Below are 14066 nucleotides of genomic sequence, written 5' to 3'. Positions count from 1 at the left end.
GGGATGGCTCTTGCCCGGCGTTATGAAGGTGGACTGCGCGTTCAAGGCAGGAACCATAGTGGCAGAGGTGGGGTTTGTCCATTGGACAGCGGTGCGAGCTGGGGAAAAATCTGACAGAAAGCTCGCAGGCATAAACAAAAGTGTAACTCGTACAGACGAGTTGTTGATTTAACTCGTACAGACGAGTACTTTTCCCTTCTCGGCGTGCTGCCAACGACTGCCACCCATAAAAACAATCACAGTGGAAAACGAGCATGAGCCACGACTATTCAACGATTGCCCGCGAGATTCTCGACAACCTCGGGGGCCGCGAAAACCTTGAGCAGGCCGCCCATTGCGTGACCCGCCTGCGCCTGGCGCTCAAGGACCCCAGCCTGGTCAACAGCAGTGCGCTGAACCAGGTAGACCTGGTCAAAGGGTCGTTCTTTACCGGTGGCCTGTTCCAGGTGGTGATCGGCCCCGGCGAAGTGGAAAAGGTCTACGCCGCCCTGCGCGAACTGACCGGCCTGGCCGCCTCGACCATTGCCGACGTCAAGAAGGCCGGCGGCGACAAGACCAACCCCATGCAGCGTCTGGTGCGGGTGTTCTCCGATGTATTCATGCCGATCCTGCCCGCGCTGATCATCGCGGGCCTGTTGATGGGCGTGAACAACCTGATGGGCGCCAAGGGCATGTTCATCGAAGGCAAGACGCTGCTGGAGGCCTACCCGAACCTGGATGGCCTGTGGAGCCTGATCAACCTGATGGCCAACACCTCCTTCGTGTTCCTGCCGGCGCTGGTGGGCTGGTCGGCGGCCAAGCGGTTCGGCGGCAGTGAAATCCTCGGCATCGTGCTGGGCCTGATGCTGGTGCACCCGGACCTGCTCAACGCCTGGAACTACGGCAAGGCGGTCGCTGGCCTCGACGGCCAGAGCCTGCCGTACTTCGATATCTTCGGTTGGTTCCAGATCGAGAAAGTCGGCTATCAAGGGCAGATCCTGCCGATCCTGATGGCGGCCTTTGTCATGAGCGTGATCGAAAAGTGGCTGCGGGCGAGGGTGCCGAATGCCATCCAACTGCTGGTCGTGCCGATCACCACCATCGTCGTCACCGGTGTGCTCGCCCTGGCGATCATCGGCCCGGTGACCCGTCACCTCGGCATCCTGATCACCGAAGGTTTGGTGACGCTGTTCGAGATCGCCCCGATGATCGGCGGCGCGATTTTCGGCCTGCTCTACGCGCCGCTGGTGATCACCGGCATGCACCACATGTTCCTGGCGGTCGACCTGCAGCTTATTTCCACCCAGGGCGGCACCTTTATCTGGCCGATGATCGTCATGTCCAACCTGGCCCAGGGCAGCGCCGCCCTTGGGGTGTTCTACATGACCCGCAACGCGCGGGACAAAAGCATGGCCTCGACCTCGGCGATTTCCGCTTACTTCGGCATCACTGAGCCGGCGATGTTCGGCGTGAACCTGCGCTTCAAGTTTCCGTTCTATGCCGCGCTGCTGGGCTCGGCGCTGGGCAGTATTTTCCTGTCGTTGAACAAGGTGCAGGCCTCGGCCATCGGCGTCGGTGGGCTGCCCGGGTTTATCTCGATTGTGCCGAGCGCCATTCCGATGTTCGTGATTGGCATGGTCGTGGCGATGGTCGTGCCGTTTGCGCTGACGTGCGTGTTGAGCATGAAGATCGTTCGGCCTGGTTACCGGGTCGCCTGAAGGTCGCTATCGCAGGCAAGCCAGCTCCCACAGTGATTTGTGAACACATTCAAATGTGGGAGCTGGCTTGCCTGCGATGAGGCCAGAAGGGCCAGCCCCCAACTCTACTGAAGGAACCCACCATGCAAACCTGGCAACACTCGGTGATCTACCAGATCTACCCCAAAAGCTTCCACAGCCACGCGGGTAACGCCACCGGTGACCTGTTGGGCATCGTGGACAAACTCGACTACCTCAAGTGGCTGGGCGTGGATTTTCTGTGGGTCACCCCGTTCCTGCGCTCGCCCCAGCGCGACAACGGCTACGACATCAGCGACTACTACGCCATCGACCCCAGCTACGGCACCATGGCCGATTGCGAGCTGCTGATCAGCGAAGCCGCCAAGCGTGGCATCAAGCTGATGCTCGACATCGTGGTCAACCACACCTCCATCGAACACGAATGGTTCCAGCAGGCGCGCAGCAGCCTCGACAACCCCTACCGCGACTTCTATATCTGGCGCGACCAGCCGAACAACTGGGAATCCAAGTTCGGCGGTTCGGCCTGGGAATACGAAGCGCAGACCGGCCAGTACTACCTGCACCTGTTCGACCACACCCAGGCCGACCTCAATTGGGACAACCCCCAGGTGCGCGCCGAAGTATTCAAGATGATGCGCTTCTGGCGCGACAAAGGCGTGGGTGGGTTCCGCCTGGATGTGATCAACCTGATCTCCAAGCCCGCCGATTTCCCCGAGGACAACAGCGATGGCCGCCGCTTCTACACCGACGGCCCGAACGTGCATGAATACCTGCAGCAAATGCACCGCGAAGTCTTTGAAGACCATGACCTGATCAACGTGGGCGAGATGTCATCCACCCGCCTGGAACACTGCATTCGCTACTCGAATCCAGCGTCTAAAGAACTGTCGATGACGTTTAACTTCCATCACCTGAAAGTCGATTACCCGAACCTGCAGAAGTGGGTGAAGGCCGACTTCGACTTCCTGCAACTCAAGCAGATTTTCTCCGACTGGCAGATGGGCATGCAGGCCGGTGGCGGCTGGAATGCGTTGTTCTGGTGCAACCACGATCAGCCGCGGGTGGTTTCGCGTTTTGGTGACGACGGCGAATATCGCGTGGTCTCGGCCAAGATGCTCGCCACGGCGCTGCACTTTCTGCAGGGCACGCCGTATGTGTATCAGGGCGAAGAGCTGGGCATGACCAACCCCGGCTTCGACAGCATCTCGCAGTACCGTGATGTGGAAACCCTGAACATCTTCCGGCTCAAGCGCGATGCGGGCGAGTCCGAAGCCTCGAGCATGGCGGCGATCATGCAGAAGTCCCGCGACAACGGGCGTACGCCCATGCAGTGGAGCACCGAAGCGAACGCGGGGTTCAGTCGCGGTGAACCCTGGATCGGCATCCCCGCCAATGCCGCGCAGATCAACGTCGCAAGCCAGATGGATGACCCGGATTCAGTGCTGCATCACTACCGCAGGCTGATCGACTTGCGCCGCCGCGAACCGCTGATACAGCAAGGCGTTTACCGCCCGTTGCTGCAAGACCATCTCCAGGTCTGGGCGTACCTGCGTGAAGGTCACGGCGAGCGCTTGTTGGTAGTCAACAACTTCTATGGATCACCGTGCGAGATCCAACTGCCCGAAGGCGTGATCAACGCCGCGAACGAGCAACGCCTGCTGATCAGCAACTACCCCGACTGCCCACCGCGCACGAGCACGCTGGTGCTACGCCCTTATGAATCCTTCGTGCTGCACCTGACGGGTTGAAACACCCCCTGTAGGAGCGAGCTCGCTCGCGAAGATCGCCAACGAAAACGCGCCCCTCCAGGTGTTGCGTGGAGGCTGCAAGTTCTTCGCGAGCAAGCTCGCTCCTACAGGTGATCGCGTCACGCAAGACCGTAAGAAAAAACAATAAAAATAAAAGGAGCGCTTCATGAAAACAACAATCAAGCTGGGCCTTATAGCGTCCTGCCTCACGGTGCCTTTCGGCGCCCAAGCCCTGGAGTTTGCCGGGTATTTGCGCAGCGGTGTGGGCACGTCAACCGGAAGTGGCAAGCAGCAATGTTTCCAACTGCCGGGTGCGCAAACCAAATACCGCCTGGGTAACGAATGCGAGCAGTACGCCGAGCTGGAACTGCGTCAGGATTTGCTGACCCTTGACGATGGTTCGGTGCTCAGCGTCGATGCCATGGCTTCCCTCTACAACAAGTACGACCGCGCCCTGAAGTTCCAGGGCGAAAACAACGGCTCGGCGCGCATGCCACAGATGTATGCGCAGTGGTCCAACCTGCCCAGCCTCAATGGCGGTTCGCTGTGGGCCGGGCGGCGTTACTACAAGCGTAACGACATCCATATCTCCGACTTCTACTACTGGAACCAGAGCGCCACCGGTGGCGGGATCGAGGACGTGCTGATCGGCGGATTGAAATACAGCTACGCGCTGTCGCGCAAAGACAACCTGTACCAGAAGGAATACGCCACCCGTCACGACTTCAACGTCGCAGGTTTCAAGACCAACCCCGGTGGCGAGCTGGAACTGGGCTTGAGCTACATCGCCAAGGCCGGTGGCCGTGACACAAACAGCGGCTGGGCGCTGACGGCGCAGCATGTGCAAGCGGCCTTCCTGGGCGGCAAGAACAAGTTTGCCCTGCAGTACGGCGAAGGCCCCGGCACCGGCCTGGGCTACACCGGCAATACCGCGCTGGACAAGAGCAGCAAAAGTTACCGCGCGGTGGAGTTCTTTGATTGGCAGGTAACGCCGCGTTTCGGCGGGCAAGTCGAGGCGGTGTACCAGAAAGATGTGCGCCCAGGGCGTCAGGACCAGAACTGGATGTCCCTGGGTGTGCGCCCGGCGTATGCGCTCAGCGAGCAATTCAAACTGGTCACTGAGCTGGGGCACGATCAGGTCGAGGCCACAGGCGGTACGCGCAAATTGAGCAAATTTACCTTCGCCCCGACCTGGTCGCCCAAAGGCCCTGAATTCTGGGCGCGGCCGGAGGTGCGGTTGTATTACACCTATGCATCCTGGAACAAAGCGGCCAAGCGTGCGGCCAATGAGCTGGCGGCGGGCTCGGCGTTGTCCGACACCGGCGCCTATGGCACGGCGCGGCATGGCTCGAACATAGGCATGCAGGTCGAATATTGGTGGAAGTAATCAGGAGGGAGTACGCGGGCTAATGTGGGAGCGGGCTTGCTCGCGAATGCAGTGGGGCAGTCAGTGAATGTGTCGCCTGATACAACGCATTCGCGAGCAAGCCCGCTCCCACACTGACCTTCGTCATCCTCAACCTTGCATCGACTCAACGATTTTTAAAGAACAACACAAACAGGTGAAGTCATGACCACATCTCAACCCCTGGAACTGCTGGCACCCTTGTCCGGGGTTTTGCTGGCGCTGGACCAGGTGCCCGACCCGGTATTTTCCGGCCGCGTGATTGGCGATGGCCTGTGCATCGACCCCACCTCGCAAACCCTCTGCGCGCCGTTGACCGGGGTGATCAGCAACATTCAGGACAGCGGCCATGCGGTCAGTGTCACCGCCGATAACGGTGTGCAGGTGCTGCTGCATATTGGCCTGGATACCGTGAACCTGGCGGGCCAGGGCTTCACCCGGCTGGTCGAGGAGGGCCAACGGGTGGAGGCCGGACAGCCGCTGATCGAGTTCGATGCCGACTATGTCGCGCTCAATGCACGCAGCCTGCTGACCTTGATGCTCATTGTGAGCGGCGAGCCGTTTGTGCCGTTGGTGGCCGGTCAGGCGCTGGTCGAGTCCGGCCAGCCACTGTTGCAGGTCTCGCCGGGGCCGATGAAAGCTGAGGTGGACGAGGAGGAGGGCAATGCGCTGTTTTCCAAGCCAGTGACCCTGCCCAATGCCAGCGGCTTGCACGCCCGCCCTGCGGCGGTGTTTGCCCAGGCGGCGAAGGGGTTCAGTTCCAGCATTTTCCTGCACAAGCAAACCCTGAGCGCGAATGCCAAGTCGCTTGTAGCGATCATGGCGCTGCAGACCTCCCAGGGCGACAGTGTGCAAGTGAGCGCGGCGGGGGAAGATGCCGAGGCGGCGATTCAGGCGCTGGTGGCGTTGTTGCTCGACGGCTGTGGCGAGACGCTGCCGGTAGCGGTCGAGACGATCAACAAACCCGCTGCGCCTGCTTCTTCGGCGTCCGTGTTGCGAGGCATCTGTGCCTCGCCTGGCTCGGCGTTCGGCCAGGTGGTCCAAGTGGCTGAACCGGCGCTTGAGATTCCCGAAGCCGGTGCCGGAGAAACCTTCGAACGTACCGCATTGGCGCGTGGCCTGCGGGCGGCAAACGAGGCGTTGCAAGCGTTGCAGGCCAAGGCGGCCGGCAGCGCCCAGGCCGAGATCTTCCGCGCCCATCAGGAGTTGCTCGAAGACCCGACCCTGCTTGAGCAAGCCCATAGCCTGCTGGCCGAAGGCAAGAGCGCGGCCTTTGCCTGGAACACCGCCACAGTGGCGACCGCCAGACTCTTCGAAGGCTTGGGTAAAACGCTGCTGGCTGAGCGTGCGGCGGATTTGGCCGACGTCGGCCAGCGCGTACTCAAGTTGATCCTGGGCGTGCCAGAGCGGTCCATGGAGCTGCCGGAGTGCGCCATCCTGGTCGCTGAACAACTGACACCCTCACAAACCGCCGGCCTGGATACCAGCAAAGTGCTGGGCTTTGTCACGGTCGCCGGGGGCGCTACCAGTCACGTGGCCATCCTCGCCCGGGCCCTCGGCCTGCCATCCCTTTGCGGTGTACCCAGTCAAGTACTGGCCTTGGCCAACGGCAAGCGGGTACTGCTCAATGCCGACAAAGGTGAGCTGCAGCTGGAGCCGAACCTGGCCGAAATCGAACAACTGCAGGCGGTGCGCCAACAGCAAAAGCTGCGGCTGCAGCGTGAAGTGGCACAGGCCTCACAGGCAGCGGTCACCCGCGACGGTCACCACGTCGAGGTCACGGCCAACGTCGCCTCGTTGCAGGAAGTGGAGCAGTCCCTGACCCTGGGCGGTGAAGGCGTGGGCCTGCTGCGTTCGGAGTTCCTCTACCTGGAACGTAACCGTGCGCCGAGCGCAGAGGAGCAGGCCGACACCTACAGCGCCATTGACCGCGCCCTCGGCACCGAACGAAATCTGGTGGTACGTACCCTGGATGTGGGCGGCGATAAACCCTTGGCCTATGTGCCGATGGACAGCGAGACCAACCCGTTCCTAGGCCTGCGCGGTATCCGCTTGTGCCTGGAACGCCCCGAACTGTTGCGTGAACAGTTACGTGCGATTCTTGCCAGCGCCGGCTTGGCGCGGCTGCATATCATGTTGCCGATGGTCAGCCTGCTGTCGGAGCTGCACCTGGCGCGCAAAATGCTCGAAGAGGAAGCACAGGCCCTTGGCCTGAGCGAACTGCCCAAGCTGGGCATCATGATCGAAGTGCCGAGCGCGGCGTTGATGGCGGATGTGTTTGCGCCCCATGTGGATTTCTTCTCCATCGGCACCAACGACCTCACCCAATACACCTTGGCCATGGACCGCGACCACCCGCGGCTGGCCAGCCAGGCCGACAGTTTTCACCCGGCGGTGCTGCGCCTGATCGACATCACCGTCAAGGCCGCCCATGCCCACGGCAAGTGGGTGGGCGTGTGTGGTGCGCTGGCGTCCGAAACCATGGCGGTGCCGGTGTTGATCGGTCTGGGCGTGGATGAGCTGTCGGTCAGTGTGCCGCTGATCCCCACCATCAAGGCCACCGTGCGCGAGCTGGACCTGCACGACTGCCAGATCATCGCCCGCCAGGTGCTGGGCCTGGAAGAAGCCGACCAAGTGCGCGAGGCCCTGCGCCTGTACCACGCGGCCACCGTTGAAACCTCACCTGTCGTGGAGCACTGAGCATGTTCGAGAAATTGCAGCGGGCGTTCTGGAAAGCCCTGACGCCTGATATGGTGGCCGAGACGGTTACCGCGTCGACCCCCAGTCTGTTGTCGGCCGAGATGCTGAGTGCATTGGGCGGGGAGGGCAACGTCACGTCACAGCAGCGCGTGGCACTCACGCGGGTGCGGGTGCAGTTGCGGGAGGCGGGGCGTTTGGATGAGTCGGCGTTGAAGGCCGCGGGTATACCCGCCGTGATGGTACTGCCGGGCGGCGTGGCCCACCTGCTCACCGGCCTATAAGGCGACGATGATCAAATGTGGGAGCCGGGCTTGCCCGCGATAGCGGTGTGTCAGGCGCTAAATACCTTGACTGTCAGGCCGCCATCGCGGGCAAGCCCGGCTCCCACAGGGATTTGCAGTGTTCGGGCTGTCGTGATCAGAGTTGCGGAGTGTCTTGCGCAGGCTTGGTCTTGTCCACGCCCGGCACATGCAGGTTGCCTTCCACCACCTGGTTACCTTCCAACTGCGGCTGGGTCACCCAGGTGAGGATGTCGTAGTAACGCCGGATGTTCGCCACAAAATGCACCGGCTCGCCGCCGCGGGCGTAGCCGTAGCGGGTCTTGCTGTACCACTGCTTCTGCGACAGGCGTGGCAGCATCTTCTTCACGTCCAGCCACTTGTTCGGGTTCAGGCCTTCTTTTTTCGCCAGGATGCGCGCGTCGTCCAGATGGCCGGTGCCCACGTTATAGGCGGCGAGGGCGAACCAGGTGCGGTCGGGCTCGGCGATCTTGTCGTCCAGCTCATCCTTGATCCGGGCCAGGTACTTGGCGCCGCCCATGATGCTCTGCTTGGGGTCCAGGCGGTTGGACACGCCCATGGCTTGGGCGGTGTTCTGGGTCAGCATCATCAGGCCGCGCACGCCGGTCTTGGACGTGACCGTGGGTTGCCACAGCGATTCCTGGTAACCAATGGCTGCCAATAAGCGCCAATCGACTTTCTCGGCCTTGGCATAGGCGCGAAAGTGCTTCTCGTACTTGGGCAAGCGTTGTTGCAGGTGCTGGGCAAAGGTATAGGCGCCGACATAGCCGAGGACATCGACATGCCCGTAGTAGCGATCCTTCAGACGCTGCAGGGTGCCATTCTTCTCGACCTTGTCCAGGTAACTGTTGATCTCGTTGAGCAGGCTGTTGTCTTCACCGGCCGCCACCGCCCAGCTCTGGTTGCTGGCATTGCCAAGGTCGAAGGCCACGCGCACGTTGGGGAAGTACACCTGGTTCATGGCCACTTCGTTGGAGTCCACCAGGGTCAGGTCGATTTGCCCTTCGTCGACCATGCGCAGCAAATCCACCACCTCAACGGCGTCGGATTCTTCGTATTCAATCGCCGGGTTCTGTTTTTTCAGCGCTGCCAGTTGTTCGGCGTGGGTGCTGCCCTTGAGCACCATGATCTTCTTGCCCACCAGGTCGGCGGCGTTGGTCGGGCGCGACTGGCCGTTGCGGTAGATGATCTGCGGGGTGACTTCAAGGTACGGGTGGGAAAAGCGCACTTGCTGCTGGCGCTGATCGCTGCTCACCAGGCCGGCGGCGGCGAGCACCGGGCCGTTGGGTTTGCTCAACTGGTTGAACAGGTCGTCAAGGTTGTCGGCCGTCTCGATTTCCAGTTTCACGCCCAGGTCGTCGGCAAAGCGCTTGACCAGTTCGTATTCGAAGCCGGTTTCACCGTTGCGATCCTGGAAATACGTCGCGGGACTGTTGCGAGTGACCACCCGCAATACGCCATCCTCCTTGATTCGCTCCAGTGTGCTGGGTTTATCAACACAGGCACTGAGCATCAGGAAGAGCAAGGTGGCGATGAGCCATTTGACGCATCGCAGGCGCGAAACAGTTGGGAAGAACATCTGCGCAGTATACGCAAACGGCTCACGGCGCCATATCTCGACAGCGGCGCACTTGTCTGCTAGCCAGCGCAAAACTGTGCTGCAGCCCGCAGAAACGGGGGTTGGCGAGCGTTTGTGACGGTTAAAATAACTGCGCCCAATGCCCTGGATAACGCCGTGATCGCAGGCAAAGCGTGCCAACTGACGTTCGGCGGCGGCCACCGGTAGCGTTTCGGGTGCCGTTGGCGAAGGTTTACGCTAGAATGCACGGCCTCAAAGCACACCCCTTCCCGAGGCTGTCCCGAAGATGTTGATCCTGCGCGGCGCTCCTGCCCTTTCTGCCTTTCGCCACAGCAAACTCCTTGAGCAACTGAGCCAGAAGGTTCCAGCTGTTACAGGCCTGTACGCTGAATTTGCTCACTTCGCCGACGTAACCGGCGTCTTGACCGCCGACGAACAGCAAGTGCTGGCACGCCTTCTGAAGTACGGCCCAAGCGTTCCCGTTCAAGAGCCGACTGGCCGCTTGTTCCTGGTTCTGCCGCGGTTCGGCACCATCTCGCCCTGGTCAAGCAAGGCCAGCGACATCGCCCGCAACTGCGGCCTGGATAAAATCCAGCGCCTGGAACGTGGGATCGCCTTCTACGTGGCTGGCCAGTTCAGCGACGCCGAGGCCGAGCTGATCGCCAGCAGCCTGCACGACCGCATGACCCAGATCATCGTCAGCCAGTTGGAACAGGCTGCCGGCCTGTTCAGCCACGCCGAACCCAAGCCGCTCACCGCCATTGACGTGCTGGGCGGTGGCCGCGCCGCCCTCGAGAAGGCCAACACCGAGCTGGGCCTGGCCCTGGCCGAAGACGAGATCGACTACCTGGTCAACGCCTTCAACGGCTTGAAGCGCAACCCCCACGACATCGAACTGATGATGTTCGCCCAGGCCAACTCCGAGCACTGCCGTCACAAGATCTTCAACGCCAGTTGGGACATCGACGGCCAAAGCCAGGAAAAAAGCCTGTTCGGCATGATCAAGAACACCTACGTGATGCACAGCGAAGGCGTTCTGTCGGCTTATAAGGACAACGCCTCGGTGATCGTCGGCTTCGTCGCCGGCCGTTTCTTCCCCGACCCTGAAACCCGCCAATACGGCGCGGTGCAGGAGCCGGTGCATATCCTGATGAAGGTTGAAACCCACAACCACCCGACCGCGATTGCCCCATTCCCGGGTGCAGCCACAGGTTCCGGTGGCGAAATCCGCGATGAAGGTGCCACCGGCCGTGGCGCCAAGCCCAAGGCGGGCCTCACCGGTTTCACCGTGTCCAACCTGCAGATCCCGGGCTTCGAACAGCCGTGGGAAGTGCCGTACGGCAAGCCTGAGCGCATCGTCACCGCGCTGGACATCATGATCGAAGGCCCGCTGGGCGGCGCCGCGTTCAACAACGAATTCGGGCGCCCGGCGCTCACCGGCTACTTCCGGACCTTCGAGCAGTCCATCACCACCCCGCGTGGCGATGAAGTGCGCGGTTACCACAAACCGATCATGTTGGCCGGCGGCATGGGCAACATCCGTGAAGAACACGTCAAGAAAGGCGAGATTCTGGTTGGCTCCAAGCTGATCGTGCTCGGCGGCCCGGCGATGTTGATCGGCCTGGGCGGCGGTGCGGCTTCTTCCATGGCCACCGGCACCAGCTCGGCAGACCTGGATTTTGCTTCCGTACAGCGCGAAAACCCTGAGATGGAGCGCCGCTGCCAGGAAGTCATCGACCGTTGCTGGCAGTTGGGTGACAAGAACCCGATCAGCTTCATCCATGACGTCGGCGCCGGTGGTTTGTCCAACGCCTTCCCGGAACTGGTCAACGACGGCGACCGTGGTGGCCGTTTCGAACTGCGCAACATTCCAAACGACGAGCCGGGCATGGCCCCGCACGAAATCTGGAGCAACGAATCCCAGGAACGCTACGTACTGGCCGTCGGCCCTGAAGACTTCGCACGCTTCCAGGCCATCTGCGAACGCGAGCGTTGCCCGTTTGCCGTGGTCGGCGAAGCCACTGCCGAGCCGCAGCTGACCGTCACCGACAGCCACTTCGGCAATAGCCCGGTGGACATGCCGCTCGAAGTGCTGCTGGGCAAGGCCCCGCGTATGCACCGTTCGGCGGTACGTGAAAGCGAACTGGGCGATGATTTCGACCCAAGCACGCTGGACCTGGCCGACAGCATCGAACGCGTGCTGCATCACCCGGCCGTGGCGAGCAAAAGCTTTTTGATCACCATCGGCGACCGCACCATCACAGGCTTGGTTGCCCGTGACCAAATGGTCGGCCCATGGCAAGTGCCGGTTGCCGACGTTGCCGTCACCGCCACCAGCTTCGACGTGTACACCGGTGAAGCCATGGCCATGGGCGAGCGCACACCGCTGGCCCTGCTGGACGCTCCGGCGTCGGGCCGCATGGCCATTGGTGAAACCCTCACCAACATCGCCGCCTCGCGCATCGGCAAGCTGTCCGACATCAAACTGTCGGCCAACTGGATGTCCGCTGCCGGCCACCCGGGTGAAGATGCGCGCCTGTACGACACGGTCAAAGCCGTGGGCATGGAGCTGTGCCCGGAACTGGGTATCACCATTCCGGTGGGCAAGGACTCTATGTCCATGGCCACCCGTTGGAACGAAGACGGCACCGACAAGAGCGTCACGTCGCCGCTGTCGTTGATCGTCACCGGTTTCGCGCCGGTCACCGATATCCGCCAGACCCTGACCCCGCAACTGCGCATGGACAAGGGCACCACCGACCTGATCCTGATCGACCTGGGCCGTGGCCAGAACCGCATGGGCGCCTCGATCCTGGCGCAAACCCACGGCAAGCTCGGCAAGCAGGCCCCGGACGTCGATGACGCCGAAGACCTCAAAGCCTTCTTTGCCGTGATCCAGGGCCTGAATGCCGACGGCCACCTGTTGGCTTACCACGACCGTTCCGACGGTGGTTTGCTGACCAGCGTTGTCGAAATGGCCTTCGCCGGTCACTGCGGCCTGAACATCGTGCTCGACAGCGTTGCCGAGGATGCTGCCGAAATCAACGGCATCCTGTTCAACGAAGAGTTGGGTGCGGTGATCCAGGTGCGCCAGGACGCGACCCCAGACGTGCTCGCGCAGTTCAGCGCCGCTGGCCTGGCCGAGTGCGTGGCGGTGATTGGCCAGCCGATCAACAACGGCGAAGTCAATATCTCGTTCAACGGCGACACGGTCTTTACCGGTCAGCGCCGCTTGCTGCAACGCCAATGGGCCGAGACCAGCTACCAGATCCAACGTCTGCGTGATAACGCCGACTGCGCCGAGCAGGAATTCGACGTGATCCTGGAAGAAGACAACCCGGGCCTGAGCACCATGCTCAGCTTCGACGTCAACCAGGACATCGCCGCGCCTTACATCAAGAAGGGCATCCGCCCACAGGTTGCCGTGCTGCGTGAGCAGGGCGTCAACGGCCAGGTGGAAATGGCGGCCGCGTTCGACCGTGCCGGCTTCAATGCGATCGACGTGCACATGAGCGATATCCTCGCCGGTCGCGTTGACCTCAACGAGTTCAAAGGCCTGGTGGCCTGCGGTGGTTTCTCCTACGGCGACGTGCTGGGTGCCGGTGAAGGCTGGGCCAAGTCGGCCCTGTTCAACAGCCGTGCCCGCGACGCGTTCCAGGGCTTCTTCGAACGCAACGACAGCTTCACCCTGGGTGTGTGCAACGGTTGCCAGATGATGTCCAACCTCAGTGAACTGATCCCGGGCAGCGAGTTCTGGCCGCACTTTGTGCGCAACCGTTCCGAGCAGTTCGAAGCCCGTGTTGCCATGGTGCAGGTGCAGGAATCCAACTCCATCTTCCTGCAGGGCATGGCCGGTTCGCGCATGCCAATCGCCATCGCCCATGGTGAAGGCCACGCCGAATTCAGCAGCGAAGAAGCGCTGCTTGAAGCCGACCTGTCCGGCACCGTGGCCCTGCGCTTTGTCGATAACCATGGCAAGGTCACCGAAAACTACCCGGCCAACCCGAACGGCTCGCCGCGCGGGATCACCGGCCTCACCAGCCGCGACGGCCGCGTGACCATCATGATGCCGCACCCGGAGCGCGTATTCCGCGCCGTGCAAAACTCGTGGCGCCCGGAAGAGTGGAACGAAGACGGCGCCTGGATGCGCATGTTCCGCAACGCCCGCGTGTGGGTGAACTAAGGCCGTGTACAAGCTCGCCTTCTTCGTGCCCGACAGCCATGTAGAGACGGTGAAAACCGCCGTCTTCACCGCTGGCGGCGGGCGCATCGGCGACTACGACAGCTGCGCCTGGCAAGTGCTGGGCCAGGGCCAATTCCGCGCGTTGGACGGCAGCCAGCCGTTTATCGGGCAGGTGGGCCAGGTTGAAGTGGTTGAAGAGTGGAAGGTTGAGCTGGTGGTGGCGGATGAGTTGATTGCGGCTGTTGTGGCTGCTTTGAAACTCAGTCACCCGTATGAGACACCGGCGTATGAGGTGTGGCAGTTGGCGGATTTTTGATCGGCTGGCTGCATAAACAAGAAACCCGCTGGGCCAGTTTGGCCGGCGGGTTTTTTGTTGTCTGCAAGGGCCTCATCGCGGCATAGGTATCTACACAACTCTGTAGCGCCCCAACGGT

Annotated in this window: 8 protein-coding genes; 7 read left to right on the top strand and 1 reads right to left on the bottom strand. The window is 61.8% G+C overall.

Going from position 1 to position 14066, the window contains the following annotated elements; translation table 11 throughout:
- The first annotated feature begins 254 nt into the window (after window positions 1-254).
- The 5 genes from treP (at window position 255) to A7K61_RS07275 (ending at window position 7852) form a co-directional block, all read left to right on the top strand.
- Complete coding sequence (gene treP, locus A7K61_RS07295; protein ID WP_069557277.1) at window positions 255-1697, top strand: PTS system trehalose-specific EIIBC component; 1443 nt, start codon at window positions 255-257, stop codon at window positions 1695-1697.
- A 122-nt stretch (window positions 1698-1819) separates the two neighbouring features.
- Window positions 1820-3466: an alpha,alpha-phosphotrehalase gene (gene treC, locus A7K61_RS07290; protein ID WP_069557276.1), complete on the top strand. Its 1647-nt coding sequence runs from the start codon at window positions 1820-1822 to the stop codon at window positions 3464-3466.
- Between the two features lie 166 nt (window positions 3467-3632).
- Window positions 3633-4853 carry a carbohydrate porin gene (locus A7K61_RS07285; RefSeq protein WP_044268053.1) on the top strand — a complete coding sequence of 407 codons (1221 nt, stop codon included), beginning with the start codon at window positions 3633-3635 and terminating at the stop codon, window positions 4851-4853.
- Between the two features lie 183 nt (window positions 4854-5036).
- The gene (gene ptsP / locus A7K61_RS07280) at window positions 5037-7571 is read left to right on the top strand and encodes a phosphoenolpyruvate--protein phosphotransferase (protein ID WP_069557275.1); all 2535 of its coding nucleotides are present in this window, start codon (window positions 5037-5039) and stop codon (window positions 7569-7571) included.
- Between the two features lie 2 nt (window positions 7572-7573).
- On the top strand, window positions 7574-7852 hold the full coding sequence (locus tag A7K61_RS07275; RefSeq protein ID WP_069557274.1) for a PTS transporter subunit EIIB: 279 nt from the start codon (window positions 7574-7576) through the stop codon (window positions 7850-7852).
- A gap of 136 nt (window positions 7853-7988) precedes the next feature.
- On the opposite strand, the gene mltF is transcribed toward A7K61_RS07275, so the two are convergent.
- On the bottom strand, window positions 7989-9449 hold the full coding sequence (mltF, locus tag A7K61_RS07270) for a membrane-bound lytic murein transglycosylase MltF (RefSeq protein WP_003193988.1): 1461 nt from the start codon (window positions 9447-9449) through the stop codon (window positions 7989-7991).
- Window positions 9450-9735: 286 nt separating this feature from the next.
- Between mltF and purL the strand changes: the two genes are divergently transcribed.
- Window positions 9736-13632, top strand: coding sequence for a phosphoribosylformylglycinamidine synthase (gene purL, locus A7K61_RS07265; protein WP_069557273.1), 3897 nt, complete (start codon window positions 9736-9738; stop codon window positions 13630-13632).
- A 4-nt stretch (window positions 13633-13636) separates the two neighbouring features.
- Window positions 13637-13948 (top strand): NGG1p interacting factor 3 protein, NIF3, encoded by a 312-nt coding sequence (locus A7K61_RS07260; RefSeq protein WP_044268045.1) that lies wholly within the window; start codon window positions 13637-13639, stop codon window positions 13946-13948.
- Window positions 13949-14066: the final 118 nt, after the last annotated feature.

Source organism: Pseudomonas sp. AP42 (genome assembly GCF_001728935.1).
Taxonomy (GTDB): domain Bacteria; phylum Pseudomonadota; class Gammaproteobacteria; order Pseudomonadales; family Pseudomonadaceae; genus Aquipseudomonas; species Aquipseudomonas lactis.
The sequence above is the reverse complement of the archived record's forward strand: the minus strand, read 5'-3'. Positions and strand labels throughout refer to the sequence as shown.